General features: G+C 67.5%; 23 protein-coding genes. 9 read left to right on the top strand and 14 right to left on the bottom strand.

Annotated features, from left to right (window positions below):
* Positions 1–33: 33 nt before the first annotated feature.
* Positions 34–1,902 carry a hypothetical protein gene (locus EV192_RS15560; RefSeq protein WP_132115819.1) on the bottom strand — a complete coding sequence of 623 codons (1,869 nt, stop codon included), beginning with the start codon at positions 1,900–1,902 and terminating at the stop codon, positions 34–36.
* Between the two features lie 110 nt (positions 1,903–2,012).
* Complete coding sequence (locus tag EV192_RS15555; RefSeq protein ID WP_132115817.1) at positions 2,013–2,699, bottom strand: GntR family transcriptional regulator; 687 nt, start codon at positions 2,697–2,699, stop codon at positions 2,013–2,015.
* Between the two features lie 175 nt (positions 2,700–2,874).
* Here EV192_RS15555 and EV192_RS15550 point away from each other — a divergent pair, with 175 nt between their 5' ends.
* The 4 genes from EV192_RS15550 (at position 2,875) to EV192_RS15535 (ending at position 8,250) form a co-directional block, all read left to right on the top strand.
* The gene (locus tag EV192_RS15550) at positions 2,875–3,990 is read left to right on the top strand and encodes a mandelate racemase/muconate lactonizing enzyme family protein (protein ID WP_132115815.1); all 1,116 of its coding nucleotides are present in this window, start codon (positions 2,875–2,877) and stop codon (positions 3,988–3,990) included.
* A gap of 42 nt (positions 3,991–4,032) precedes the next feature.
* Positions 4,033–5,349 (top strand): cation:dicarboxylate symporter family transporter, encoded by a 1,317-nt coding sequence (locus tag EV192_RS15545; RefSeq protein WP_132115813.1) that lies wholly within the window; start codon positions 4,033–4,035, stop codon positions 5,347–5,349.
* Entirely contained in the window at positions 5,346–6,524 is a 1,179-nt protein-coding gene (locus tag EV192_RS15540) for a mandelate racemase/muconate lactonizing enzyme family protein (RefSeq protein WP_132115811.1), read from the top strand. The genes EV192_RS15545 and EV192_RS15540 overlap by 4 nt, the downstream gene beginning before the upstream one ends.
* Positions 6,525–6,624: 100 nt before the next feature.
* Positions 6,625–8,250 carry a S8/S53 family peptidase gene (locus EV192_RS15535; RefSeq protein WP_132115809.1) on the top strand — a complete coding sequence of 542 codons (1,626 nt, stop codon included), beginning with the start codon at positions 6,625–6,627 and terminating at the stop codon, positions 8,248–8,250.
* Between the two features lie 25 nt (positions 8,251–8,275).
* Here the strand turns inward: EV192_RS15535 and EV192_RS15530 are convergent, their stop codons facing one another.
* Positions 8,276–8,803 carry a hypothetical protein gene (locus EV192_RS15530; protein ID WP_132115807.1) on the bottom strand — a complete coding sequence of 176 codons (528 nt, stop codon included), beginning with the start codon at positions 8,801–8,803 and terminating at the stop codon, positions 8,276–8,278.
* Positions 8,804–8,994: 191 nt separating this feature from the next.
* On the opposite strand from EV192_RS15530, the gene EV192_RS15525 reads away from it, so the two are divergent.
* The 4 genes from EV192_RS15525 to EV192_RS15510 are packed head-to-tail and all read left to right on the top strand — an operon-like array spanning position 8,995 to position 10,928.
* On the top strand, positions 8,995–9,426 hold the full coding sequence (locus tag EV192_RS15525; RefSeq protein ID WP_132115804.1) for an SRPBCC domain-containing protein: 432 nt from the start codon (positions 8,995–8,997) through the stop codon (positions 9,424–9,426).
* Positions 9,416–9,766 carry an ArsR/SmtB family transcription factor gene (locus EV192_RS15520; RefSeq protein WP_132115802.1) on the top strand — a complete coding sequence of 117 codons (351 nt, stop codon included), beginning with the start codon at positions 9,416–9,418 and terminating at the stop codon, positions 9,764–9,766. Before EV192_RS15525 ends, EV192_RS15520 begins: the two co-directional genes overlap by 11 nt.
* On the top strand, positions 9,759–10,238 hold the full coding sequence (locus EV192_RS15515) for an SRPBCC family protein (RefSeq protein ID WP_132115800.1): 480 nt from the start codon (positions 9,759–9,761) through the stop codon (positions 10,236–10,238). Before EV192_RS15520 ends, EV192_RS15515 begins: the two co-directional genes overlap by 8 nt.
* 21 nt (positions 10,239–10,259) lie before the next feature.
* A complete protein-coding gene (locus tag EV192_RS15510) occupies positions 10,260–10,928 on the top strand; it encodes a DUF899 domain-containing protein (protein ID WP_132115798.1) in 669 nt (222 codons plus the stop codon).
* A gap of 41 nt (positions 10,929–10,969) precedes the next feature.
* Here the strand turns inward: EV192_RS15510 and EV192_RS15505 are convergent, their stop codons facing one another.
* Genes EV192_RS15505 through EV192_RS15455 form a run of 11 tightly spaced genes read right to left on the bottom strand, consistent with a single transcriptional unit; the run spans position 10,970 to position 24,076 of the window.
* Positions 10,970–11,740, bottom strand: a complete 771-nt coding sequence (locus tag EV192_RS15505) for an ABC transporter ATP-binding protein (protein WP_132115796.1) — start codon at positions 11,738–11,740, stop codon at positions 10,970–10,972.
* Positions 11,737–12,798, bottom strand: a complete 1,062-nt coding sequence (locus EV192_RS15500; protein WP_243726861.1) for a FecCD family ABC transporter permease — start codon at positions 12,796–12,798, stop codon at positions 11,737–11,739. The genes EV192_RS15505 and EV192_RS15500 overlap by 4 nt, the downstream gene beginning before the upstream one ends.
* Before the next feature lies 1 nt (position 12,799).
* The gene (locus tag EV192_RS15495) at positions 12,800–13,825 is read right to left on the bottom strand and encodes an ABC transporter substrate-binding protein (protein ID WP_132115794.1); all 1,026 of its coding nucleotides are present in this window, start codon (positions 13,823–13,825) and stop codon (positions 12,800–12,802) included.
* A 31-nt stretch (positions 13,826–13,856) separates the two neighbouring features.
* A complete protein-coding gene (locus tag EV192_RS15490) occupies positions 13,857–15,290 on the bottom strand; it encodes an MFS transporter (protein WP_243726860.1) in 1,434 nt (477 codons plus the stop codon).
* Positions 15,287–19,624 carry a non-ribosomal peptide synthetase gene (locus EV192_RS15485; RefSeq protein WP_132115792.1) on the bottom strand — a complete coding sequence of 1,446 codons (4,338 nt, stop codon included), beginning with the start codon at positions 19,622–19,624 and terminating at the stop codon, positions 15,287–15,289. Before EV192_RS15485 ends, EV192_RS15490 begins: the two co-directional genes overlap by 4 nt.
* Positions 19,617–19,859, bottom strand: coding sequence for a phosphopantetheine-binding protein (locus tag EV192_RS15480; protein WP_132115790.1), 243 nt, complete (start codon positions 19,857–19,859; stop codon positions 19,617–19,619). Before EV192_RS15480 ends, EV192_RS15485 begins: the two co-directional genes overlap by 8 nt.
* Before the next feature lie 9 nt (positions 19,860–19,868).
* Complete coding sequence (locus tag EV192_RS15475; protein WP_132115788.1) at positions 19,869–21,443, bottom strand: long-chain-fatty-acid--CoA ligase; 1,575 nt, start codon at positions 21,441–21,443, stop codon at positions 19,869–19,871.
* Complete coding sequence (locus tag EV192_RS15470) at positions 21,440–21,952, bottom strand: FcoT family thioesterase (protein ID WP_207926066.1); 513 nt, start codon at positions 21,950–21,952, stop codon at positions 21,440–21,442. Before EV192_RS15470 ends, EV192_RS15475 begins: the two co-directional genes overlap by 4 nt.
* Entirely contained in the window at positions 21,949–22,818 is an 870-nt protein-coding gene (gene scoE / locus EV192_RS15465; RefSeq protein ID WP_132115786.1) for a (3R)-3-[(carboxymethyl)amino]fatty acid oxygenase/decarboxylase, read from the bottom strand. Before scoE ends, EV192_RS15470 begins: the two co-directional genes overlap by 4 nt.
* Positions 22,815–23,069 (bottom strand): acyl carrier protein, encoded by a 255-nt coding sequence (locus EV192_RS15460; RefSeq protein WP_132115784.1) that lies wholly within the window; start codon positions 23,067–23,069, stop codon positions 22,815–22,817. The genes scoE and EV192_RS15460 overlap by 4 nt, the downstream gene beginning before the upstream one ends.
* A gap of 14 nt (positions 23,070–23,083) precedes the next feature.
* Positions 23,084–24,076: a beta-ketoacyl-ACP synthase III gene (locus tag EV192_RS15455; RefSeq protein ID WP_207926065.1), complete on the bottom strand. Its 993-nt coding sequence runs from the start codon at positions 24,074–24,076 to the stop codon at positions 23,084–23,086.
* A 530-nt stretch (positions 24,077–24,606) separates the two neighbouring features.
* Here EV192_RS15455 and EV192_RS15450 point away from each other — a divergent pair.
* A complete protein-coding gene (locus EV192_RS15450) occupies positions 24,607–25,839 on the top strand; it encodes an HNH endonuclease signature motif containing protein (RefSeq protein WP_132115783.1) in 1,233 nt (410 codons plus the stop codon).
* Positions 25,840–25,983: the final 144 nt, after the last annotated feature.

Genomic DNA, 25,983 nt, shown 5'->3' with positions numbered 1-25,983 from the left:
CGAGGCCAGACGACGTGCTGCCCTCCCCTCGTACTACCGCTTCCTGCTGTTTCCGTCCAGCACCGCGGGTGCTGTGCCGACGAAGGTCGTCGCGGCCTTCGGGCCGAGCATCGCCACGTCGATCATGCAGCCGTCCAGCCACTCGTCCAGGACACGGTTCTGGACACAGGTCTCCTTCGCCCGCGCGCGGATCTCCGTGGGAAGGTCCGCGGAGAAGAACGGCACCTTCGGGTTCCCCTGTTCGGCCACCCGCCCGCACGGCGTCAACAGCGAGTCGGACGACTTGACCCGCCAACTGTTCCCGAAGCGGTTGTACAGGTCATCGAACGACATGGGCAGCGGGAACACAGTTCCGTCACGCGCCTCGATCAGCGCCGGGTCGTCGTTGTGGCTGCCGATCAGGCCGCGCACGTCCTCGGGCCAGTCATCGATCCCCACCAACACATCCATGTAACCACTGTGCGGCGTGATCCGGACAGTGTGGTAACTGGAGTCAGTGACGTAGTAGTCGCCGCCGACCAGGCTGATGCCCACTCCGGACGGCAGCGTCACGGACCGGCCGTCCGGGAGCTGGAAGGGCTTGCCGTCCACCACGAGTACGGACCCAGCGCACACGACCACCCTGGTGTCGCGCATCCTCGTGCCGACCGCCTGGTTCACCGACGTGTTCGGCCACGACGGCGCCCCGGAGACCTGACGCTCCTGCACCTCGAAGTCCGGCCCCGATTCGGCCAACTGGAAGTCGCCCGTCGCCTGGAAGTCGTACGTCGTGCCGGCGACCGTACCCACATGGACGTCCCCGACGGCGGTCGCCGCGTTGCAGGGAAAGAGCGTGGGAACGGAGACGTGGTCCTCGTTGAAGACGAGAGACGGCGCGGGGCCGGTCATCGGGGGCGCACTGTTGGGAAAGTTGAGGTTGTTCGTCTCCCCGGCGAAGCCGAACTCGTTGCACAGCGGCTTCAGCGGAATCGGGTACCCGTTGATGATCTGCACCCGCGGCCTGAGCCGGGCGCCGGCGTTGAACTCCGCCTTCCCGCCGCCGCCGGAGTTGCCGCCGTTGCCGAACACGTTGAACTCCGCGTCGAGCCACTTCCCGCCGGGGACACCGAGACCGAGAGCGTCGTTCCCGGTCAGCGAGTACGAGAACATGCCCACGCTCAGGGTGACCCGGTCACCCGCCCCGTCCGCGCGGCCGGACAGCTTGAGGTTGGCCAGGTTCGTGATCGGCTGGGCAGGCACGGGGAGCGCACCGAGCGGGTCGTTCCTCCAGCAGTAGATATCGGTGTCGGCGGTGAAGCTGAACGGGGTCCACCCGGGCGGGCACGGCGCGTTGTACTTGATCAGCCAGTACTGGATGAACACGCTTCCGGCGGCGCCGTCGTTGGCGAAGACGAACTGTTGCCAGCCCCGGCAGTCCGAGCTCGGCGAGCCGGCGCAGCGCGCGGTGAAGAAGTAGTTGGTGTTGAGCTGCAACGAGTAGGCGTTGGCGATCGACGGTCCGGCGTTCCCGATCTGCCCGCTTTCACTCGTCACGCCGACGACGAAGTCGAACGAGCCGATCGAGTTCCTGATCGGGACGCCACCCGGCCTCTCCCGGGCCGAAACGTCGTTGCCGTTGCCGATCTGCAGCCCCAGTGGGGGCGGCCCGTGCTTGGGTACCTGTGGGACGTTGGGCGCGGGCGCGCACGCGGCTGACCGCCACGCCACCCTCGGGTAGTCGGCGGTGAAACACCCCTTCGACGGCTGGTCGGCCTGAGCCATCCGCAGTTGCCAGTCCTGCTGGCTCGGGAGGTTCCACGCGGTGAACGACACGCCGGTCGCGGCCACCACCGCCACGCCCGCGAACGCCACCGTACTGAGCAGCCTGCGGGTCTTTCTCCTTGTCGGGCTGAACAAACTCACACCGTGCTCCCCTCGGGAACGCCTGACGAACCCGGTCAGGACAGCAAGGAGCTGTTGTGAACCGGTTGTGGCCGCCGAGGACGGCGGCGGGCGGCGGCGCGGTCGGCCAGTCAGTCTGAAACTTCCTCGGCGAGCATTCGGTGTTTGCCGGCCAGGATGTGCTCTTCCATCAGCTTGGCCGCCTCGTCGGAGTCGCCTGCCCTGAGGTGGTCGAGGATCTGGCGGTGCTGCTCGTTGGATGTGTGGCGGGCGGTGGGGGGTTCCAGGCCGTGCCGGCGGAACAGGTGGAGTTCCTTGGAGATGTTGTCGTAGAGGTCAGTGAGTCGGGGGTTGCCGGCCAACGCCACGATCGCCCGGTGCAGGTCGACGTTCAGGGGGTAGTAGTCGTCCATGCTGCCGGCCGATTCCAGTTGGTCGATTCGGGCGCGTAGGTGGTCGGCGTCGGCGGTGGTGACCCGGGTCGCGGCGAGGCGGCCGGCGAGGCCGAAGAGGCTGGCGCGGATGTCGTAGAGCTGGGCGGCCTCCGCCATGGAGATCTCCCGCACAAACATGCCGCGGTTGGCGCGGAACTCCACCAAGCGGCTTCGTTCGAGGTGCCGGCACGCTTCCCGGACCGGGCCGCGGCTGACGCCCAGGCGCATGGCAAGTGCCGACTCGTTGATCCGGTCGCCGCCCTTGAGCGCGCCGGTGATGATCATCTGTTCCAGCTCTTCGACGATCAGGTGCGGTAGGGACGTGGCCTGGCGTTCGGCCACCCGGCGTTGCAGCGCGGTCATCGGCTCCGAGTTGTCCGGCACTGCGGTCCCCCTGAAACGGAACGAGATTGTCAACTGTTGACAACTTACCATCGGCCGCCCCGACGAGGACGGCGCACTATAGACGCCGCTCAGCAGCGATTGCAAATCGTTGACAGTTGACAATCGAGAGCCCAGACTCTGCGACACGTCGAACGCGGACCCCCAAAGGAGCGGGATGAGGATCAAGGACATTCGAGCCAGCGTGCACACCACGTCCATCGACGTGCCCCTGCTGACCGGGAAAGTGGCCGGTTACGGCCGCGAGGAGCAGCGCGAGTTCGTGTTCTGCGAGGTCGAGACCGAGGACGGGCTGACCGGGACGGCACTGACCGGGCACTTCCTGGCCAGGTCGGTGGTCACGGCGCTGCAACGGCACTTCCTGCCCGTGGTGACCGACATGGACGCCCGCGAAGTTGAGGCGATCCACGAGCGGGTGTGGCGCAGGATCAACCCGCGCGCGATGACCGGGGTGGTGTCGAGCGCGTTGTCGTTGCTGGACATCGCGTTGTGGGACATCAACGGCAAGCACTCACAACGATCCGTGGCGAGTCTCCTCGGCGGCGCCCGGACCGAGCTGCCGACGTACGTGACCTTCGGTTTCCCCCAGTACGACCGGGAAACCCTGGCCGCGGCCGCCCGGTTGCAGCTCGACCAGGGCTTCCGGGCGCTCAAGCTGGTGGTCGGCGTGGACCCCGGCGGCTGGCGGGAGGACGCGGCGCGGATCCGGGTGGTCCGCGAGACTGTCGGCGACGACGTCGACATCATGATCGACGCCAACTACCTGTTCACCCCGACCGAGGCGAAGCAGCTCTGCCGTGCCATCGAGGACTGCGACATCACCTGGTTCGAGGAACCGTTGCACCAGAACGACGCCAGGGCCATGGCGGACCTGCGGGCGCACACCCGGATCCCGCTGGCCGCCGGCCAGATGGAAGGCCACCGCTGGCGGATCCGGGAGCTGGTCGAGCGCCAGGCGATCGACATCCTGCAGCCGAACGCGTGCTACTGCGGCGGTTTCACCGAGGCCCGCAAGGCCGCGCACCTGGCCCAGATCTACAACCTGCCCATCGCGCACGGCGGCGGCTGGCCGCTGTTCAACATGCACACCCTGGCCGGCCTGATGAACGGCTGGATCCTGGAGTGGCACCTGGGCATGGTCCAGGTCGGCGAGCTGCTGTTCCCGGACGCGCCGAAGCCGGTCAACGGCCGGATCGCCATCCCGGATCGTCCCGGCCTCGGCCTCACGGTCGACCGCGACGCCCTGCAAGCCACCCTCGTCCCCGAACACTGACGGCCCGCCCCGGTCAACGTCGATCGAAACGCGGTGAAACCCATGAGCACCACCACTTCCGCCCCACCCTTACCCCGCTGGCGGCGCCTCGCCGCCAACACCGGGATCCAGGTCCTCGCCGCGGCCGTCGCGGCGGCCGTGTTCGGCGTGCTCCTGCCGGGCACCGCGGCCGATCTCAAGCCGCTGGCCGACGGGTTCATCAACCTGATCCGGCTGGTCATCCCGCCGATCGTGTTCCTGGTCGTGGTCACCGGGATCGTGTCGGTCGGCGCGCTGAAGTCGGTCGGCCGGATCGCCCTGAAGGCCATCGTCTACTTCGAGATCATCACCACCATCGGCACCCTGCTGGGGTTGCTGGCGATCAACTTGTTCCGCCCCGGCAGCGGGGTGGCACCGCCGGCGGGCGCGTCCGGCGACATCGGCACGTACGTCAAGGGCGCCTCCGAACAGTCGGTCAGTGACTTTCTCCTGGGGCTCATCCCGGACAACGTGGTGAACAGCTTCGCCACCGGCAACATCATCCAGGTGCTGGTGTTCGCCGTCCTGTTCGCGATCGCCCTGCTCAGCCTGCCCAAGCAGGTGTCCGACCCGGTCCAGCGGGCGTTCGGGAAGCTGACCGAGGTGTTCTTCCGGATCGTCGGCCTGGTCTCCCGGCTCGCGCCGATCGGCGTGTTCGGGGCGGTCGCGTACACGGTCGGCAAGTTCGGCCCGGAAACGCTGACCGCGCTGATGAAGTACGTCGGCCTGGCGTTCGTGACGCTGCTCATCTTCGTGTCGCTGGTGTTGGGCACTGTCACACGGGTCTGCGGGGTCTCGCTGACGCGGCTGATCCGGGCACTGCGCAAGGAGTTGTACATCGTGCTCGGCACGTCGTCCTCCGAAGCGGTGATGCCACAGGTGATGGGGCGCCTGGAGGAGTTCGGGTGCAAGCGGGACGTGGTCGGGCTCGTCGTGCCCGCCGGCTACTCGTTCAACCTGGACGGGGTGGCGGTCATCGTGCCGATGTCCGCGGTGTTCATCGCCCAGGTGTACGGCGTGGAACTGGATTTCGGCCAACAGGTCACGCTGTTCCTGGTGTTCCTGGTGCTGTCCAAGGGAACCGCCGGGGTCACCGGGTCCGCGTTCGTGACGCTGGCCAACCTGGTGGCCGCGGTCCACTTCATCCCGGTCGCCGGCCTCGCGCTCGTCCTGTCCATCGAGCGCTTCCTTTCCCTCATCCGGGCCGTCACCAACGTGCTGGGCAACGCGGTCGCGGTGATCGCCGTGTCGCGGACGGAACCGGGTGGCGTCGACCCGGAGAAACTCGCCGAAACCATCGGCCGACAACGAACGGCCGTCAAGCAACCAGAGAGGACATGACTGTGCCGAAGATCGTCGCGATCCATGAGGGCACGGTGCCGATCAGCTCGTCGATCAGCAACGCCTTCATCAGCTTCCGGGACATGGACTGTTCGGTTGTCGCCGTGGTGAGCGACGTGATCCGCGACGGCGAGCCGGTGGTCGGCTACGGGTTCAACTCCAACGGCCGCTACAGCGTCGGCGAGATCCTGCGGCGGCGGATCATCCCGCGCCTGCTTCAGGCCGATCCGTCCGAACTGTCCACCGAAGACTATTCTACTGTGGACCCGGCGCGGGCCTGGGACGTGATGATGCGCAACGAGAAGCCCGGCGGCCACGGCGAACGGTCCGTCGCGGTCGGGGTGATCGACATGGCGTTGTTCGACCTGGCAGCGAAACTCGCCGGGCAACCGCTGTACCGCTGGCTCGCCGACAACCACGGCGTCGGCGAGCCGGACTCGGACGTCTTCGTCTACGCGGCGGGCGGCTACTACGCGCCCGGCAAGGGATTGCGCGAGCTGCAGGACGAGATCAGGGGCTTCCTCGGCCTGGGCTACCGGATCGTGAAGATCAAGATCGGCGGTGCCGACCTCGCCGAGGACCTCAAGCGGATCGAGGCGGTCCTGGAGGTGCTGGGCGGGGACGGCTCCCGACTCGCCGTCGACGCCAACGGCCGCTTCGACCTGCGCACCGCCCTGCGCTACGGCGAGGCACTGGAGCCGTACGGCCTGTTCTGGTACGAGGAACCCGGCGACCCGCTGGACTACGCGGCGCACGCCGTCCTCGCCGAGGAGTACTCCGGCACCCTCGCCACGGGCGAGAACCTGTTCTCCCGCACCGATGCCCGCAATCTCCTGCGCTACGCGGGGATGCGCCCGGACCGTGACATCATCCAGATCGACCCGGTGCTGAGCTACGGGCTGGTCGAGTACCTGCGCGTGCTCGACCTGCTCCGGCAGCAGGGCTGGTCGACGCGCCGCTGCGTCCCCCATGGCGGGCACCAGTTCTCGCTGCACATCGCGGCGGCGTTGCGACTTGGCGGCAACGAGTCGTACCCCGGTGAGTTCCAACCCACAGGGGGATTCGCCGATTCGGCTGTCGTGCGCGACAGCCGGGTCGGCCTCACCGAGTCCCCCGGCATCGGCTTCGAGGACAAGGCGAAGCTGTTCGAGGTGTTCCGCCGGTTGCACACCTAAAGGGCGATTCCCGACGTTGGTAGTGCGACCAACGTCCGATGACGGCGCCGTTCGCGGTGGTTAGCGTCGACTCGCGCAGAACCACTCAGGAGGGGTTGCCATGCGTAGAGTCAGATTACTGTCCCTCGTCGCCTCGGCGTTGTTGTTGTCCGGCGGTGTGTTCGCCGTCGCGGACGCGGCACCGGCGGCTCCGGCCGACCAGCCGCTGGCCGTGTCGGATCCTGGTCGGGCAGGCCGGATCGCGACGCTGACGGCCGCGCTCGACCGGATCAAGACGGCCATCGCCGCCGGACACCCGCAGTGGGGCGCGATGGACCTGCGGGACATCTTCGCGTACCAGGTCGATCACCTGTGGACCCAGGGCGTCGACGGCTTCGGCACGTCGGTCGCGGTGATGGAGGGCTGGGACCTCGCCGGCATCCAGGACACCATCAACCAGCTGGACGACACGGTCGGCCTGCCGCACACCACGGTGCAGACGATCTACCCGAACGGGCCGCTGCCGCCGCAGTGCCCGCCCGGAATGGTCGCATTGCACGGTTACGGGTCGTGTGACGCGTGGGGCGGCGAGCTGCGGCTGGACGTGGAGGCCGTGCACCTGATGGCGCCGTACGCCAAGATCGTCATCTCGGCCACCCCGTCGGACTCCGAGGTCGTCGGGGACACGTCCAGCGAGGTCGCGATGCCCGAGATCGTCAAGGGCCTGGAGTACATCAGCGCGCACAAGCTGGCCAACACCATCTCGATCAGCGACGGCAGCAGCGAAACCGACTACAGCCACGGCGCGGCGGAGATCCACGCGCAGGACCCCGGCATCCTGGCCGCGGCCGCGGCCGGCATCCCGGTCGCGGTGTCCACCGGCGACTGCGGCGTCACCCAGAACCTGTCCACCGCCACCGCGCAGTGCCAGGCGCCGACACCGGGGCCAGCCATCGCGACCTGGGATGACAATCCGTTCACCATCGCGCTCGGCGGCAGCCGGCCGCAGTACACCGCGCCGTGTCCGCCATGCGCGAACCCCTTCCCGCTCGACCCGATCGAAGGCGCCGGACTGTCCCAGATCTACCAGCGTCCGTCCTACCAGGACGGTGTCCGGTCGATCACCGGGAGCCGGATGCGGTCGATCCCGGACATCACCATGAACAGCCGGCACGGAACGTCCCAGTCCGCGCCGATGTTCGCCGCCGTCCTCGCCATGGCCACCCAGCTGCACGGCCGAAACCTGGGTCCCGTCAACGAGATCCTCTACCAGGACCTGGCCCGCGACCCCGGCCGCTCCGGCATCGTGGACGTGACCACGGGCAACAACAACTTCCGCGACATCCCCGGCTACTCGGCCGGCCCAGGCTTCGACGTCGCCTCCGGCTGGGGCACAGTGGACGCCTCCCGGTTCGTCCCCGCCATCGCCAAAGCCGCCCGGCACAACAGAATGGCCGACGAGGCCGCGGACCAACTCGCCGATCTACGCGACACCCTGTCGCTGACGCCGTCGACGCGGGTCACCCCGACCTCGCTGCTCAGCATCACGTCCAGCGGCTTCCTGCCCGGCCACCCGGTCAAGATCTCGATCGACGGCACCGTGCTCACCACAATCACCGCGGACACATCGGGCAACATCGCCTACGGCTTCACCCCGGCGAGCAAGACCATCGGCGCCGGCCAGCACACCGTGAGCATCGACAGCATGCTGCTCACCCAGTCGAAGAGGTTCACCGTCACGCAGTAGACGGGGCCGGCTTGGACTCCTCGCACTAGGCCGGGGAGTCCAAGTCCACAATGGCCTTGTCCACTTCGGTCCGAACATTCGCCGCCTCGACGTGGTGCCTGAAGGCCTTCAGGACAGCGAGCACGGCGTCTTTCTGGTCTTTGCCGTACTTCGCCAGCTCTTTCAGCGCGTGTATCCCGGCGATCTGACAGTAGGCCTTGTCCGAGCCCAGTTGCTCGACAGCCGAGGCGCGCAGGGTCTCACTTTGGTCGCGCGCCTTCTGCCACAGCATGATCTCGTTGGTCTGCTGCCGCCTCGCGCCCAGGTTGAGCACGAGCGCGCCGCCAAGCGCGATGATGACGGCGCCGCCGGTCTTGATGGCGTTCAGTTGATTCTGAGCGCGGCTCGCGTCCGTCTCACCGAGTCCATAGGCGAAGAGGAACACGACCGCGAAGACCGCCCCCAGTGCCAAAACCGCGAAGAAGTACAGCCGTATCGCACGTGGGCTGAGGACGATCGGCAGATCCGGGACCCCAGGAGTCTGGTTGCCCTGGTCATTGCTGCGCTGTCCCATGTGGCTCACTCCTCTGGTCGCGCGTTGGTGCCTCCTACGTCGTCGTGCGGTCGCGCCCGTTATCGCGTCCATTGTGGATATTTGGTAACACCGCTTCGAGCGCCACGGGGCGCCAATGGATCTCCTCTTGACGCAACCATCTGGTTGCCATAGTGTTGCAATCAATCGGTTGCTACTTACTGGAGGACGACATGGCGTTTCCCGACCGGATCGAGCGGACCGTCGACGTGGCCCACCCCCCGAAGAAGGTGTGGGCGGCGTTGACCACGGCCGAGGGGCTGGGCACGTGGTTCGGCAACCAGGCGACGATCGACCTGCGGCCTGGTGGGGCCGCCCAGATGACGTGGACGAACGGGCAACGGGCCGACATGCGGATCGAGCGGGTCGAGGAACCCTCGATCTTCGGGTTCACCTGGGCTATCTACGGCCTGCCCGAGGACGATCCGCGCCGCACCTATGTCGAGTTCACGCTCGAACCCGTCGGGTCGGGCACCCGGTTGACCGTGGTCGAGTCCGGCTTTGCCCAGCTGCCGGGCGACGCGCACGACAAGGCGTTCAGCGGCAACGTCGACGGGTGGAAGAACGAGTTGGGCGAACTGGTCGACTACCTCGATGCCGCCTGAGTCCGAGGCGATCGCCGAACAGGTTTTCGGCGCCCTGGCCGACCCGACCCGGCGCGGCATCCTGGCCGCGCTGGCCGCGGGCGGCCCCGCCACGGCCACTGACCTGGCCAAACGGCTCCCGATCAGCCGGCAGGCGATCGCGAAACACCTGGCCCTGCTGGCCGAGGCCGGCCTGGTGACGGCCGAGCCCGGCGAGCGGCGCCGGGTTCGGTACCGGCTGCACTCGGCCCCGATGCAGGTGGCCCAGCAGTTCCTGGCGGCGCTGGCCCGCAACTGGGACGGCCCGCTCAACAACCTGAAGGACCATCTCAACCGGACGTTGGAGGAACACCATGACTGACTACACCACCAAGTTCACTGTGGAGAAGCACCCCAGCGACGTCTTCCGCGCCGTCACGAACGTGCGCGGCTGGTGGTCCGAGGAGATCGACGGCCCGACCGACCAGGTCGGCGGCCGGTTCGAGTACCACTACCAGGACGTGCACCGGTGCGAGATCGAGGTCACCGCCGCCGTTCCCGGCCGGCTGGTCACCTGGCTGGTGCACGACAACTACTTCGACTTCATCACCGACCAGACCGAGTGGACGGGCACCACGGTCCGGTTCGACATCCTGGCGAAGGGCGACCAGACCGAGGTCCGCTTCACCCATCAGGGCCTGGTGCCCGCGTACGAGTGCTTCGACGTGTGCAGCAACGCGTGGGGCTTCTTCGTCAACACCAGCCTGCGCGACCTGATCACCACCGGCGAGGGCCAGCCCAACAAACGTGACCAGCAGAACGTCCTCGCCGAGCAGGCGTCCTTCGGCGCGTGACCCAGAAAGGCGGACACCACCATGAAAACTCCCCCGATCGTCACCGCCGAGGAGTGGGAAGCGGCCCGGCAACAGCTGCTTGTGAAAGAGAAGGAGGTCACGCGCGCCCGGGACAGGCTCGCCGCGGAGCGCCGCCGGATGCCATGGCTCGCCGTGGAGAAGGAATACGGTTTCGAGGGACCTGACGGCAAAGCGAGCCTGCTGGACCTGTTCGCCGGCCGCCGTCAGCTGATCGTGTACCGGGCGTTCCTTGAGCCCGGTGTGCACGGCTGGCCCGACCACGCGTGCATCGGCTGTTCGCTGGTGGCTGACCAGGTCGCCGACGTCGCCCATCTGAACGCCCGGGACACCACCCTCGTTTTCGCGTCCCGGGCGCCGCAGCCGGACATCGCCCGCGTGAAGGCGCGGATGGGGTGGACGATGCCGTGGTACACGATGACCGACGGGTTCGACGCCGACTTCGGTGTGGACGAGTGGCACGGCACGAACGCGTTCTTCCGCGAGGGCGACCGCGTGTTCCGGACGTACTTCATCAACAACCGCGGCGACGAGGCGATGGGCGGCACCTGGAGCTACCTGGACCTCACCGCGCTCGGCCGCCAAGAGCAGTGGGAGGACTCCCCCGAAGGCCACCCGCAGAGCAAGCCGTACGAATGGTGGAACTGGCACGACGAGTACCCGGCGCGGTAGCTGAGAGGGGTGCTGGTCGACTGGGGGTCAGCACCCCGAACTCACGCGAGTGGTTCGGCGTGGTAGGTGATCCGGATGACGCCGTCGGCGTGGCGTTCCGCGGTGGCGTTGACGCCGAAGACATCCCGCAGCACGGCCGAAGTCAGCACGTCGAGCACCGGGCCCGCGGCGGTGATTCGTCCACTGTGGAGGACCACGAGATGGTCGCAGCAGCGGGCGGCGAGGTCAAGGTCGTGCAGCACGGCCAGAGTGGTGATACCGGTTCGCCGGATCAGGTCCAGCAGCTCGAAGCGCGCACGGATATCCAGGTGGTTGGTGGGTTCGTCGAGAACGAGCAGCCGGGGTTGCTGGGCGAGTGCGCGGGCGAGCAGCACACGTTGACGCTCGCCACCTGACAATGACGCGTACGCGCGGCTAGCGTGAGCGTGCATTCCCGTTTGTTTCAGAGCTTCCTGGATCGCATCACGGTCCTGTGTGGACTCTCGGTCGAGCAGGCCGTGATGGGGAGTCCGACCCAGCGCGACCACCTCGGTGACGGTGAGCCCGGCCGGTGTATGTCCACTTTGGAGCACGGCGGCGGTGCGACGGGCAGCGCCGCGGGTGGACAACGTCCAGATGTCGTCGCCGCCGACCAGCACACTTCCCGAGTCGGGCCGGAGCGATCGGTAGACGGTCCGCAGCAGCGTGGTCTTGCCGCTGCCGTTCGGGCCGACCAGGCCGACCACGTCACCGGAGCGGACCTCGAGGCTCGCGTCCCGCAGGATCGTGGCGTCGCCGAAGCTGACGCCGACCGACGTGATGTCCAGTCTCATGGCCCGGCCGCCACGGACTTGTTGCGGCGCATCAGCCAGAGCAGGAACGGCGCGCCGAACGCGGCGGTGAAGATGCCGATCGGCAGCTCGTTGGGGCTGTCGACGGTCCGGGACAGCAGGTCCACCAGGACCAGGTAGCCGGCGCCGACCAACGCCGACAGCGGCAGCACCCGCCGGTGGTCCACGCCGAAGGCCAGCCGGACCACATGCGGGATCAGCAGGCCGACGAAGCTGACGCCGCCGGCCACCCCGCTCACGGTCCCGGTGAGCAGCGCGGCGACCGTGAGCAGGCCGATTCGCAGCTTGCGTACGTCGACACCGAGGGCGGTGGCGGTCTCGTCGCCGGTGACCATCGCGTTGAGCCTGCGTCCGGTGAGCAACAACGCGCACGTCGACACCAGGATCACCGCGGCGACCAGGCCGAGTTGGTCCCACTGCGCCCCGGCGACGCTGCCGAGCAGCCAGAACATCACCCGGCGCAGGTCGCTGGGGCTGGCCTTGAGCTGGAGGTAGCTGGTCACCGCCAGGAACACGTACCCGACCGCGACACCCGACAACACCAGCCGGGTGGGCGCCAGCCGGCCCTGCTGCTGGCCGAGCGCGAACACCAGCCCCCCGGCGATCATCGCCCCGGCGAACGCCGCGAACGACACGCTCACCCCGCCGACCGCGCCGGCACCGACCGTGATCACGACCACCGCGCCGACCGACGCACCGGGAACGAGACCGAGCACGTACGGCTCGGCCAGCGGATTGTCCACCAACGCCTGCAACAACACGCCGGCCACGGCCAAGCCCGCGCCACACAGCGCGGCAAGCAACACCCGGGGCACCCGGAAGTCCCACACGATCTGGTCGAAGACCAGGTCACCGCCGGGTTCCCGGCCGGTGAGGTGCGAGATCACGATCCGCCAGGTGTCGCCGAGCGGCACGGACACCGACCCGATGCCGACCGCGACGAGCATGAGGACGACCAAACCCACCACGGTGACGCCGACGCAGATGGCCAGCGGAACAGCGTGCAGCGGCGCCGTCCGCTGATGGCGTTGGCGCAGCATGTCAGAAGGCGTCCGGATGGACGAGGGCGGCGATCTTCTCGACCGCGACCTGGTTGACCGGCCCGAGGTAGATGGAGTCCGACAGGACCAGCGACCGGTTGTCCTTCGCCGCCTGCCACTGCGGGAACTGCTGGAACAGCTTCTTGACCGTCGCCTGCGGATCCGGGTTCTGGTAGTTGACCACGACGAGCGCGTCCACCTGCGCGGCCGCGGCCTGTTCTTTGCTGATCGTGGCGAACGTTTCCTTGGTGGCGTCGGCGAAGGCGTTGACCGCGCCGGCTTTCACGAGCACGTCGTTCCAGATGCCGTTGCCGGCCACCGAACTGAGGTCCTCGGCGCCCATCCCGGGGAAGACGATCATCACCTTCTTGACCGGTTTGTCCTTCACCTTCCCGGCGGTGGCCGCGATCTTGGCGGTCGAGTCGGCGATCGCCTTCTCGGCGCGGTCGGCGACGTCGAAGATCTTGCCGAAGTCCCGCAGCAGCGTGTAGCTGTCGTCGATCTTCGGTGTGCTCGCGGTGCCGCACCCGGTGGCCGCGTACGAGTTCGCGCCGGCCTTGAGCAGTTCGTCCCGGGTGGCGAAGCCGGAGTCGGCGGAGAATCCGCCGTCGTAGGTGGAGACCACGAAGTCCGGGCGGAGGCCGAGCATCGCCTCCCGCGGGATGTCCTGCATGTTGTTCAGGGTGATCCCGGCGGTGGGCAGGGCCTTGATGGCCGCCGCCCGGCCGTCCACATCGGACGTGCCGTAGTTCTGGGCGTTGGCGACGATCCGGTCGCCCAGGCCGAGTTCCAGCAACGAGGACACCTCCGCCACCGACCCGCCGTTCATCAGCACGACCCGGCTGGGGGCCTTGGTGAACGTGTAGTTCTTGCCGCAGTTGGTGAACGTCAGCGGGTAGCTGGTCTTGCCCTCACCGGCGGACTTCACCGCGGTCGGCGGCGGGGCGGCGGGCGCGGCCGAACCACACGCCGTGGTGGCCAGGGCGAGCGCGGCCAGGGCCGGCAGGACGAACCACCGACTGGGCATCATGACTCCATCAACTGATCGGGTGCGTTGTTCAGACAGTCGCGCCGTCGGGGCGGTTAGTTCCTGTGATCTTTCTCGGTCGAGCCAGGTACCAGCAGAGCACGCTGGTGACGGCGGCGGTGCCGGCGAGCACCAATGTCGCCGCGGTGAAGGCGGCACTGTGGTGACTGGGGTCGATGGCCGCGTCACCGGGCGTACCGCCGAGGACTGTGCGGTACAGCACGCCAATCATGGCGAAGCCGAAGGCCAGGCCGAACTGCACCACAGTGGACGCGATGCCGGACGCCGCGCCGGCCTCGTCCGGGGTGACCCGGCCGAGGACCACGCCGACGAGCGGCGCGACCACCAGCCCCTGGCCCAGCCCGATCAGCCCGATCAGCACCGCGAGCGGCGCCTGTGACATTCCCGCCGCGGTGGCCATGACCAGCAGGCACACGGCGATGAGGCCGGTACCGGCGACCGGGACGCGCGTCCCGTACCGGCCGAGCCGCCCGGTGAGCGCGGAGCCCGCGGCGAAGCCGATCCCGAGCGGGGTGAACATCAGGCCGGCCGCCATGGGATCGAGGCCGAGGCCGGTCTGTAGGTGGTACGTGAACACCAGGAACAGCCCGGCGTTGCCGGCGAAGAACGCGGCGAGTGTGGCCATGCTGAGTGGAAAGCCAGGCGTCGCAAGGACATGCGGCGGATACAACGGGTCCGCGTTCCGGCGTTGCTGGCTGGCCAGCACCACGATCAGCAGAACTCCGACCAGGGCGCTGACCCACACCCACACCGACCAGCCGGCGCGTGGCCCGAAGATCAGCGGTACGAGCAGCGCGGGTATACTGAATGCGGTCAACAGGGCGCCGACGGTATCCAATCTGACGGTGGTCTCGGACCGGCTCTCGCCGATGGTGAACCGGCCGAGCGCGAGAATGGCCACGCCGATCGGGACGTTGAGCAGGAACACCGAACGCCACCCCAGCCCGGCGACGTCGAGGTCCACCAGGATGCCGCCGCCCGCGATCCCGGCGATCACGCCGAGGCCGAGCGCCACACCGTACGCTCCAAGCGCGCGGGCACGTTGGGCGTCGTCATGGAACATGGTCCGGACGATGGCCAGTTCCTGCGGGATCAGCGCCGCCGCGGCGGCGCCCTGCCCGAACCGGAACGCGATCAGCAGGTCGGCGTTGGGCGCCAGTCCGCAGCACAGGGACGCGATCGTGAACACGGTCACGCCGGCCAGGAACACCCGTCGGCGGCCGAACCGGTCGCCGAGCCGGCCGCCGGTGACCAGCCCGGCGGCGCACGCGAACACGTACGCGGCGCCGACGAGTTGGATCTGGTCGAACCCGGCCGGCAGGTCCCGCTGGATCGTGGGGCTGGCGACGTTCACGATGAACCCGTCGACCTGGCCCATGAAGGTCGCGGCGAGCACCACGGCCAACCCGGTCCAGTCCCTGGCCGTGGCGGTGGTCGTGGTCATCGGCCCTCCGGTGTCGGAAAGAATCCACAGTGGACGAAATGGTCGACGTACCGGCCGATGGTCTCCGCGTCCACGACCGGCGCGTCGGCCTGGTCGTGGACGGGTCCCGGCTCGTCCGGCCCCAGGTGGGCGGTGACCAGGCTGAGCCGGGGGTCGTCGTGCTCCGCGAGCCGCCGGGACCACTCGTCGGCGGGCAGTTCGACCAATGTGTGACCGCGCCGCCGGAGCACGTCGAGAACCGTGGCCACGCGAACTGGCCGCGGGCTGGTGAGGTGGAAGATCTTCCCCACGGAGTCGGCCTGGGTGATGGCCAGGGCGACGTAGTCGACGGGCACCAGGTCCACGGTCCGCTCCCCCACAGCCGGCGCGGCACCCAGCACAAGCATGGCGCGGACCAGGTTCCAGAAACTGTCGTCGGTCCCGCCGACCCCGCTGGTCGAATGCCCGGCGATCCGGCTGGGCCGGTGGACAGTCACTGGCACGCCCCGTTCACCGGCGGCTTGGACCAGCCGGTCGGCCACCCACTTTGTTGCCACGTAACCGTTGTCCAGCTGCGTGAAGTCGCTTGTGGACACATAGTGCACGGGTTTGAGTCGGATGGTGGTGGCCAGGCGGAGGATCTCCCGGGTGCCTTGGACGTTGGCCGGGCGGAGCCGCGCGTACGGTTCGAGATGGTTCACGCGGGCGCCGTTGTGGTAGATCACGTCGATGTCCTCGGCCAGTTCGGCGAACCGTTTGGCGCCGACACCCAGGTCAGGCTCGGCGAGGTCGCCGGCCACCGCGACCACGGCCCGCAGGTGGTACCGCTTGAGGGTGTCGCGAAGTCGGTCGGCGGCTTGGGCGTCGTCGGTCGCCCGGACCAGGCAGGTGATCTCGGCATCAGTGTGGTCGAGCAGTGCTTGGAGCAAGAACGCCCCGAGGAACCCGGTGGCGCCGGTGAGCAGAATCCGCCGCGGCTCAACCTCGACGGGCAGGCACCCATCCGTCGTGATTCCGGCGTCCAGTTCGGACTCCGCGTCGAAATCGACCACCGGCGCGGGCTCCGGCTCAGCGTGCAACCGGGCGACGAGCATAGCAACGGTCGGAGCGTCGAAAACCACCCGAATACCCAGCCGTATCCCGAAGGTGGTGCGGATCTGCGCGAGCAACCGGGCAACAAGCAACGAGTGGCCACCGAGCATGAAGAAGTCATCGTCAATGCCGACCTCAGGAAGCCCAAGCACATCGGCGAACATCGCGCACAATTCACGTTCGACCCGACTGCGCGGCTTCCGCCCGGAAACGTGCGTGCCCAACTCGGGCTCCGGCAATGCAGCCCGGTCAAGTTTGCCACTGGTGTTGACCGGAAGCCGATCCAGAATGACGTACACAGGAGGAACCATGTGGTCCGGCAACCGCTCGGCGAGAAACCGCCGCAGCACAGCCGGCTCCGGTCGGCCACCGGCCGGAACGACATAGGCGACAAGGCGATCACCCCTGCCAGCTACCGCGGCCTGCCCGGCACCGCCGGCGCGGCCCAGCTCAGCCACCAGCCCGGCACCATCAGCGCGGCCCAGCTCAGCCACCAGCCCGGCACCATCAGCACGGTCCAGCTCAGCCGCCAACCCGGCACCCCCGGCACGGCCCAGCGCAATCGCCAGCCCGGCACCATCAGCGCGGCCCAGCGCAGCCGCCTGCTCAGCCACCGCCGCCGATCCGGCCACCGCCGGCTGCTCGGCCGCCGACCCGCGTGCGATCACCGCTGCCTGGGCGATGTCCGGGTGCTCGGTCAACGCCTTCTCTATTTCCCCCGGCTCTATTCGGAAGCCGCGGATCTTGACCTGGTTGTCGGCTCGGCCGAGGAATTCGATCGTGCCGTCCGGCCGCCATCGGGCCAGGTCGCCGGTTCGGTACATTCGGGTGTCCGCCGGGCCGAACGGGTCGGGCAGGAAACGTTGCCCAGTCAACTCCGGGCGGTTGTGATAACCGCGACCCAACGGGGTGCCGGCCACATACAGTTCGCCGACCGCGCCGGGCGGTAACAGCCGGCGCGAGCCGTCAAGAACGTAGGCGCGGCTGTTGGCGATCGGCCTGCCGATGATTGGAGTTTCACTGTCGGCCAGCCCGCACCAGAGGGTGTCGACCGTGCATTCCGTAGGACCGTACAGATTGTATACCGTCAGATTGGATGCCATGCGGAGGGCGGTCCACAGGGTGGCGCTGGCCGCTTCGCCACCGAGGGCGATCACGGCAGGGCCGTGTCGTTCGCGGTCGAGCAGACCGGCGGCCACCAGCTCCTCGGCGTAGGTGGGGGTGATGTCCAGGAAGTCGATGTGCTGATCGTCTACGTAATACAGTAGGCGGGCGGGTTCACGGCGGATGTCGTCGCCGACGAAGTGCAGTTCGTGGCCGGCGAGCAGCCACAGCAGGCCCTCCCAGGACGTGTCGAACGACAGTGAGGCGGTCAGTGCGGCTTTGCACCGGCGCTCGCGCGGGATGAGGTGTTCCCCGTGATGACGGAACAGGTTGACCATGGCGGCGTGTTCGAGCACCGCGCCCTTCGGCGTCCCGGTTGAGCCTGACGTGTAGATCAGGCACAGCGCGCTGTTCGGGGTCAGCGGGGCGATCCGATCCGCGTCGGTCAGGTCGTGTACTGGCTCCTGGGCGATCGCCGGGTCGTCGAGCGTCGTGATCGTGAGTACGGGTTCGGCGTCATCGAGCAGAAACGCCACGCGGGCGGGCGGATAGTCCGGGTCGACCGGCACATACGCGGCGCCTGCCTTCAGTACGGCCAGCAGCGCGATGATCGCTTCGGACGTACGCGGCAACATCAGGGCGACGCGGCGATCCGGGCCCGCGCCGCGTTTGACCAGGTAACGGGCCAACTGGTTCGCTTGGGCGTTGAGTTCAGCGAACGACAACGTCGCGTCTTCGGCCACCAAGGCGGTTTCGTGCGGAGTCAGCGCGACCTGCGCCTCCAGCAACTCCGGCACGGTAGCCGGAGTGACTGGCCGGGCGGTCGCGTTCCACTCCCCCAACACCCGGTCCCGTTCCTCCGGCAACAACAACGCCGCTTCACCGACAGGGCGAGCAGGGTGCGCGGCCAACTCAGTGAGGAACGCCCGAAACCGTCTCAAATGGACGGACAGCTCGTCACGGGAGTAGGCGGCGGGGTTGGCGTCGAACGTCAGGTGCATGCCGGTGCCGTCAGCGCGGTCGTAGACGTTGACCACCATGTCCTCCACCAGCCCCGCCGACACGTTGCGCACCACAGCCGGAAGGCCGGCGAAACGCAGTCCGTAGTCGAACGGCATGATGTTCACGGACGGCCCGAACAGCTTGCGGTCGCTGGCGACCAGCTTGAGATCGCGGCGCAGCTGCTCGTAACGGTAACGGTGATGGCGCCGCCCAGCGCGGATCTCGGAGGCCACCTGGCCGGTCAGGTCAGCGAGGCTCGCGCCAGGTGAGACCGCAAGCCAAACCGGGACAACGTTGAGGACCATGCACGGCACGCGCAACGCAACGGAACCCATCCGGGACATCACCGGCAGCGCGATGTTCACCTGCTCAGCCCCGGTCATCCGATGCAGGTACGCGGCGAACGCGGCGGTGAGCGTGTCGGTCCAGACCCCTTTCACCTCCCGGCCGACTGTCGACAGTATATCCACTACGGACTTATCGAGAACGTCCTCACACCGCACCACGGTCCGGGACAACGCGCCTGATCGCCCGGCCAACGTGACCGGCTCGGGACGGTCCTCCGCGTACGCCATCCAATAGGAGCGGTCTTGTTGGTAACGCGAGGATTCCTGGTAGGCAAGGTCTTCGTCGACCACCGACCGGAGCGTGCCGAATCCGCTCTCGGCCGGCTCCCGACCCTCGATGTCGGCGCTGTAGAGCTCGGCCACCCGACGAGCGACCAGACCGAGACCGTATCCATCCAACGCGATGTGGTGCACGCGGTGATACCAGAGGAACCGGTCCCGTCCGAGCCGGAACACCGCGTGCCCGAACACCGGGTCACGCGTGAAGTCCACCGGGCGGGCCAGGTCCTCGGCCATCCACGCACGTGCCGCCGCCAGTGGTGAAGCGTGTCCGGACAGGTCGGCCACGTGGACCGACCAGTCCGGTCCTGCACCCAGCCACTGGGCCGGTTCTTCGTCCTCCGTGAAGCGGACGTTCACCGCCTCCGTTTCCCCGACCGCGCGGCGGATCGCGGCCACGAGGACGTCCACCCGCACCGGCCCGAGGATCTCCACGTACTCGGCCGTGTTGAACGCGGGACTGTCCGGGTCGAGCGTCTGGCCGGTCCAGATCCCCCGCTGGGCAGCGGACAACGGCACCCGCTCACCCATCGGATAACCGCCCGGACAGCAGCTGCCACCACGCGAGCACGGTCGGGCGCTCGGCCAGCTCGATGAACGTGATCTCCACCCCGGTCAGGCGCCAGCGTTCCACCAGGCTCAGGATCCGCACCGAGTCCAGGCCCTCGCCAAGCAGGTCGGCCGAGTCGTCCACATCGGACGGCTCCAGGTACAGCAGCTCGGCCACGTCGGCCCGCACCCGGTCCAGCGTCAACGGTTCGCTCACGGTGTCCTCCTAGTTGACCTGACGGTCGCGGTCGCGCCAGAACCGGTCACGCAGCTCCCGGCGCAGGATCTTCCCGCTGGGGTTGCGCGGCACGTGCTCGAGGAACTCGAACCTGGCCGGGATCTTGAACGCGGCCAGGTGATCCCGCAGGAACACCATCAGGTCCCGTCGCCCCGTCTGCTGGTCCGGCCGCAGAGCGACGAACGCGCACACGGCCTCGCCGAACCGGTCGTCCGGGATGCCGATCACCGCCGCCTCGGCGACCGCGGGATGTTTGGTCAGCGCGTTCTCGATCTCGGTCGGGTAGATCTTCTCCCCGGCGACGATGATCATGTCCTTGAGCCGGTCGCTGATGTACACGTAACCGTCGTCGTCCAGATATCCCGCGTCGCCGGTGTGGATCCAGCCGTCCACCAGGGTCTGCGCGGTGGCCGTGGCGTTTCCCCAGTACTCCAGCATCCGCGCCGGGCTGTGCAGGCACACCTCGCCGACCTGGCCGGCCGGCAGTTCGGCACCCGCGTTGTCGATGATCTTGACCTGGACCCCGGGATAGGGCCGGCCGGCGGCCCGCAACCGTGGACTGCCCGGCGTGTGGTCGTCGGGCGGCAGGCACACGGCCGTGTTGCCGGTCTCGGTCAGGCCGTAGATCTGGGCGAACCGCGCGCCGCACACGTCGATCGCCTCTTTCAGCAACGTCTCCGCGATCGGGGAGCCGCCGTAGACGATCTTGCGGACGGTCGCGAAGTCCGCCGGCCCGACACCAGGTTCGGCCAGCAGCAGCCGAAGCATCGACGGTACGACACACACCGTGGTGACGCCGAGCTCACGGATCAGCCCGACCGCCGCCGTGCTGTCGAAACGCGGCATGGCCACGTTCGTGATGCCGGCGTTGAACCCCTGCATCGCCCACCAGATCCCGCCGACGTGGAACCCGGGGATGCCGATCAGGCTGCGGTCGCCGGCCCGCCAGTCGATCCAGTCCAGCCCGGCGCCGGCCAGACCGTCGCGGATGGCGAAGAAACTCCGATGGGCCAGGACGACACCCTTGGGCAGGCCGGTGGTGCCGCTGGTGTAGAGCTGTACGATCGGATCGTCCGGACCGGTGTCCGGCGCCAACTTGACGTCCGGCTGGTCGGCCTTCCAGTCCGCGTAGTGCTTATCCAATTCGACGATGGTGCCAAGCTTCGGTAGGTCGGCACGGATCTTCTCGGCGACGTCGAGCAGGGCATGCTCGACGAACAGCAACTCGGTGCCCGAGTCGCGCAGGATGTGATCCACTTCGCCGGCCGTGAGCCGCCAGTTGACCGGCACCAACACAGTGGCACTTTTGGCGGCACCGAAGAGGATTTCGTAGTAGTGCTCGGATTCCTTGCCGAGATACGCCACCCGCGCGCCCGGACGCAACCCGGCCGCGACGATCGCGTGGGCCACCCGGGTGCTCTCCCGGTCCAGTTCGGCGTACGTCAGCGACCGGCCGGAGCAGACGATCGCGGGAGTGTCGGGCTGCTTCGCGGCGTGGAACTCCACCACCGCGGCGACGGTCCGCAGGTTCGGGTAGTACAGCACAGGCGATCCCTCTTTCATGAGCCGATGATCGCGACGGTGACCTCGCCGTCGGACCGGCCGCGGCGGTCGTCCCAGAAACGGAACGCGGTGTCCAGTGCGACCAGCGGCGGGCTGCTGGGGGTGAGCCGGCGTTGACTGATGTTAGTGAGCGTGAACTCACCTTGGAACGCACGCGGGTCGACCGGCCACTGGAACCGGCTGACCAGCCTCGTGATCAGGATGTCCGGCAGCCGGCGACGCCAGTACTCGGCCATCGTCCAGGTCGAGACCACCGGCGCCATCTTCTCCCGTACGGCCATGGCGACGACGTAGTACAGCATCTGGTTGTACGCGATGTTCACCTCCACCGCGTTCAGGTGTCCGGTGTCCTCGATGTAGCACGACTCGCCGATGGCCAGCTCGGCCGTACCCGACACCTGACCATCCACAAGGGACACAGCCATGGTCTTCAGGTAACGGCAGTGCGGCTTGTAGCATTCCAGCACTTGGCCGAGCAGGTCGAAGTCAGTGGCGTAACTGACCGTCACGCGGCGGCCTCGTCGTCGTAGACCGTGACACGGTAGGACACCGCGGGTTCCGTCGTCGCGGTGTGCAGTGCGCGGTGCACCAGGCTGCGGTTGTCCCAGACCAGCAGGTCGCCCTTCTCGAACGTCTGCAGGTGGATGTGCTCGTGTTCGAACCCCTTGTCCAGCTGTCCGGTCGCCGCCAGCAACTCCCGCAGCAACTCGGGCTGTTCCCGGCCGTCACTGTCCTTGATGGACAACGTGAAGCCCTCGCTGAGGTACAGCACAGTCTCGTCGGTGAACCGGTGCCGGTGGGCGGTGGGGAACGACACCGGCGGCGTGCGCTCGTCGACCTCGTCCAGCACCTCGGAGATCGGCCGGTACACGTCGGTCGGCCGGATTTTGAAATAGCGGCGAACACTGTGCCACGCAACGGTGTCCTGCACCGCTGCCTTAAGTTCGTCGCTCAACGCCTCGTAGGCCGCGCACAGGTTGATGAAGAACGTGCCCCGGTTCTTCGTCGGGACGACCTGCGGGTAAATGAGTGTGAGGTCGAACGGTCGCGGCATGAACTGGTAGTCCGAGTGCCAGAACTTCCCGGTCTTCGGCACCCCGACCTGTTTCCCGTCCTGCTCGACGTTGGACGAGACGAAGACCTCCTTCACCTCCGGGTGGTGGTAGATCGGCTCGTAGTACGTCTCCGGCGTGCCCAACCGGCTGCCCAGCGCCAGAAAGGCCTTCGGGTCTAAGTCCTGATCTTTGAGAACGGCGATCTTATCGGTGTACACCGCGTGCTTCAGGGCCGCGATATCGGCGGCCGACGCGGTGGCCGCGTCGAAACCGTCGACGACGACGCCGAACTTGCCTGTGGTCTGCGGAGTGATGTTCACGGGTTGACCCCCTGTTTCTGTTTCGCGGACACAACGAAATCGACCAGATCCTGGATGGTGACGATCAGCGGCAGCGCCTCGTCCGGTATCGCCACACCGAACTCCCGTTCGACCTTGTCCAACAGGTCCATCGTGCTCATCGAGTCGACGCCGAGTTCGTCGAAACTCGCCGCGCCCGAAACCTGCCCGGACACGCCGTCGACTCCGCGAACGAATTCGACGACCACCGCACGTACCCGTTCTTCGGCCAATGCGCATTCCTTTCCTAGTCCGGTAAAGCGGGCCAGATGAGGGCGGCGGAGCCCCAAGTGATCCCGCCGCCGAACGCCGTGAGCAGCACCTTGTCGCCCGGCCGGAGCACGCCGGTCGCGTCTGTCAGGGCGAGCGGAATCGAGGCGGCGACGGTGTTGCCGACCTGGTCGATGTTGACGAACACCCGCTCGGGCGCGATCCCCACCTGGTCCCCGACGGCGTGCAGGATCCGCTGGTTGGCCTGGTGCCCGACAAACCAGTCCACGTCCTGCGCCCGCCACCCCACCTGCCGCAGCACATCCTGGGCCGACGCGGCCATCCGGCGTACAGCGTGCCGGTACACCGCCTTGCCCTGCATGGAGAACCAGTGGTCGTCGGGCACCTGCCCGGCTGTCAGCGGGTGTTTGGAGCCGCCTGCGCGGACCGTGATCAGGTCGACGAAGTCCCCGTCGCTGCCCAAGTCGAACGCCAGCAACGCGCCCAACTCACCGGCATCACCACGACGCAGCACCACCGCGCCGGCACCGTCCCCGAACACCGCCGCCGCACCACGATCGGCCGGGTCGAGAATCGTGGAGAACGTGTCCGCGCCGATCAACAACACCCGTTCGGCCAACCCAGCAGCGATGAACCCGGCCACCGCGGCCAACCCGTACACAAAGCCCGTACACACCGCGCCCAAGTCGAACGCGGCCACATGGTCCAGTCCAAGCCCGCGTGCGACAGCCGGCGCGGTCGCCGGACACGGGTGATCCGGCGTGGTTGTGGCCAACACCACCAGATCCACCGAGTCCACGCCAGCGTTCTTCAACGCCGCGGCGCCCGCCTGGACCGCGAGATCCCCCGTGGACTCCCCCGTCCGCACCACGTGCCGCTGCCGAATGCCGGTACGTGACCGAATCCACTCATCCGAAGTGTCGAACCGCCCGGCCAGGTCGGCGTTCGTCACCACCGAACTCGGAACGTACCCCCCAACCCCACACAGGACACTGACTCTGTCGATCATGCAGTGCATGACGATGTGGTCGGCCACAGCACCCAAAGAGTTCCCACCAACTTGCGGACCATGTCCGCGGCAACGCCTCCTCGCGCCGCGGGCTTGACCGACTCGGGGTCCTCAGCTCGTTGGATACAGGGGGTGAAAAGATTGTCGCTCGGTGTGAAAAGATTTTCGCTCGCCGCTCGGGCAGGCCGCCAAGAGGGAGCCCCTTCGTTGGGTGTTGCTGGTTGGTTGGGTTGTGTGGCGTGGTGCCTCCCTCCCGTATGGCCTGCCCAAGGGAATCATATCCGCCACGTGATGTCCGGCTTGCGTTTCGGTCCGCATGGCTCCCGCTTGTTGTTGATTTCCGTAGGCGGACCGGATGGTTTTCGTGGGTTCGGACACCACGTGCCAGATATGATTGGCTTCGCCCAGGCCATACGGGAGGGAGTCACCACTTCAGCCGGGTTATGCTGCGCGAGCACGCGCCTTTCCCGCTTGTTCGCCGACAGTGAAATACCGCATACGTCACGTCATTCATTCGGTAGAATTGTTGTATGAGTACCGCAGCGCCGCTATGGCAGATCAGTGATAGTGAGCTGGTCGATGCCCATTCTGCTGTGGTACGACACCGCCGGCAACTCTATGCCGAGGAGCTCCGTCTGTTGGCTGAGATGGACAGTCGCGGGACTGCTACCAAACTCGGCTATTCCAATACCCCTGCGTTGTTGATGCACACCGTGCGGTTCAGTCGCACTGAGGCTCGACACCGGCTCGCTCACGCCACGGACCTGCATGCGGTGACGACTCCGACGGGGTCGGTGGTCGAGCCGGTGTTGCCGCAGACCGCCGAAGCACTCGCACAGGGTGACGTCGGCCCCGAGCAGGTCGATGTCATTCGCAAGACGCTGGCGGGTCTGCCGGATCTGGATGCCGAGCAGCGGGCCACGGCTGAGCGGGTGATGCTCACCCGTGCCGCTGAGGATGACCCGAGGGCGTTGACCCGGTTCGGTGAGCGGGTGCGCGACATTGTCGACCCGGACGGGCCACCACCACCCGACGATGAGCCTTCGCGGCCGGCGCGGATGTTGCGGCGGCAGGTCCGGCGGGACGGAACAATGGAGTTCAAAGGCCACCTCGACCTCGAATCCGCCCAGTTGTTCGAGAATCTGCTCAAGCCGTTCGAGAAACCGTACCCAGAGGGTAACGACACTCGTGGGTATGCCGAGCGGGCCGGGGATGCGTTCGCGGATGTGTTGCGGATGGCGGCCAACTGTCCGGACCTGCCCGCCCAGAACGGCGCGCGGACCGAGGTCGCGGTGACTATCGGGTGGGAGGGGTTGCAGCGGTCGCTGGAGGAGGTGGTGTTGTCGGGCGACCGGCGAATGACCGCCCGCGAAGCCCGCAGGATGGCATGCGACGCGCACATTCTGCCCGCAGTGTTGGGCGGTGACTCGCAACCGCTGGATGTGGCAGTCCCCGCCTACGCCACACCAGCTCACATCCGGCGCGGACTGTATTTGCGGGATCGAGGATGTGCGTTTCCCGCGTGTGAACGACCGGGCAGTGTATGCGATTCTCACCACGTGGTTCATTGGGCGGATGGAGGGCCGACAAAGCTGGATAATTTGGCGTTGTTGTGTCCGGGGCATCATCGGCTAGTGCACCATAGTGACTGGTCGATTGAAATGGTTGACGGGAGACCGTGGTTTGTTCCGCCGGTTTATGTGGATGCGTCTCGAACACCGAGACGTAACGAACTGCATGCACCGCTTCCTCACGCGGCCTAAACCCATGGGCGGTGGGAGAAAGCGCGTGCTCGCGCAACATAACCCGGCCGAAGTGGTGACTCCCTCCCGTATGGCCTGGGCGAAGCCAATCATATCTGGCACGTGGTGTCCGAACCCACGAAAACCATCCGGTCCGCCTACGGA

Source organism: Actinocrispum wychmicini, assembly GCF_004345645.1.
Classification (GTDB): domain Bacteria; phylum Actinomycetota; class Actinomycetes; order Mycobacteriales; family Pseudonocardiaceae; genus Kibdelosporangium; species Kibdelosporangium wychmicini.
Note: the sequence above shows the minus strand (reverse complement) of the source record. Positions and strands in the feature narration are given on the sequence as shown.

Excerpts from the sequence above, each read along its gene's own strand:
- EV192_RS15550 (WP_132115815.1), top strand. The coding sequence starts at position 2,875 with ATGAGGATCAAGGACATTCGAGCCAGCGTGCACACCACGTCCATCGAC.
- EV192_RS15545 (WP_132115813.1), top strand. The coding sequence starts at position 4,033 with ATGAGCACCACCACTTCCGCCCCACCCTTACCCCGCTGGCGGCGCCTC.
- EV192_RS15540 (WP_132115811.1), top strand. The coding sequence starts at position 5,346 with ATGACTGTGCCGAAGATCGTCGCGATCCATGAGGGCACGGTGCCGATC.
- EV192_RS15535 (WP_132115809.1), top strand. The coding sequence starts at position 6,625 with ATGCGTAGAGTCAGATTACTGTCCCTCGTCGCCTCGGCGTTGTTGTTG.
- EV192_RS15530 (WP_132115807.1), bottom strand. The coding sequence starts at position 8,803 with ATGGGACAGCGCAGCAATGACCAGGGCAACCAGACTCCTGGGGTCCCG.
- EV192_RS15525 (WP_132115804.1), top strand. The coding sequence starts at position 8,995 with ATGGCGTTTCCCGACCGGATCGAGCGGACCGTCGACGTGGCCCACCCC.
- EV192_RS15520 (WP_132115802.1), top strand. The coding sequence starts at position 9,416 with ATGCCGCCTGAGTCCGAGGCGATCGCCGAACAGGTTTTCGGCGCCCTG.
- EV192_RS15515 (WP_132115800.1), top strand. The coding sequence starts at position 9,759 with ATGACTGACTACACCACCAAGTTCACTGTGGAGAAGCACCCCAGCGAC.
- EV192_RS15510 (WP_132115798.1), top strand. The coding sequence starts at position 10,260 with ATGAAAACTCCCCCGATCGTCACCGCCGAGGAGTGGGAAGCGGCCCGG.
- EV192_RS15505 (WP_132115796.1), bottom strand. The coding sequence starts at position 11,740 with ATGAGACTGGACATCACGTCGGTCGGCGTCAGCTTCGGCGACGCCACG.
- EV192_RS15500 (WP_243726861.1), bottom strand. The coding sequence starts at position 12,798 with ATGCTGCGCCAACGCCATCAGCGGACGGCGCCGCTGCACGCTGTTCCG.
- EV192_RS15495 (WP_132115794.1), bottom strand. The coding sequence starts at position 13,825 with ATGCCCAGTCGGTGGTTCGTCCTGCCGGCCCTGGCCGCGCTCGCCCTG.
- EV192_RS15490 (WP_243726860.1), bottom strand. The coding sequence starts at position 15,290 with ATGACCACGACCACCGCCACGGCCAGGGACTGGACCGGGTTGGCCGTG.
- EV192_RS15485 (WP_132115792.1), bottom strand. The coding sequence starts at position 19,624 with ATGGGTGAGCGGGTGCCGTTGTCCGCTGCCCAGCGGGGGATCTGGACC.
- EV192_RS15475 (WP_132115788.1), bottom strand. The coding sequence starts at position 21,443 with ATGAAAGAGGGATCGCCTGTGCTGTACTACCCGAACCTGCGGACCGTC.
- EV192_RS15455 (WP_207926065.1), bottom strand. The coding sequence starts at position 24,076 with ATGATCGACAGAGTCAGTGTCCTGTGTGGGGTTGGGGGGTACGTTCCG.
- EV192_RS15450 (WP_132115783.1), top strand. The coding sequence starts at position 24,607 with ATGAGTACCGCAGCGCCGCTATGGCAGATCAGTGATAGTGAGCTGGTC.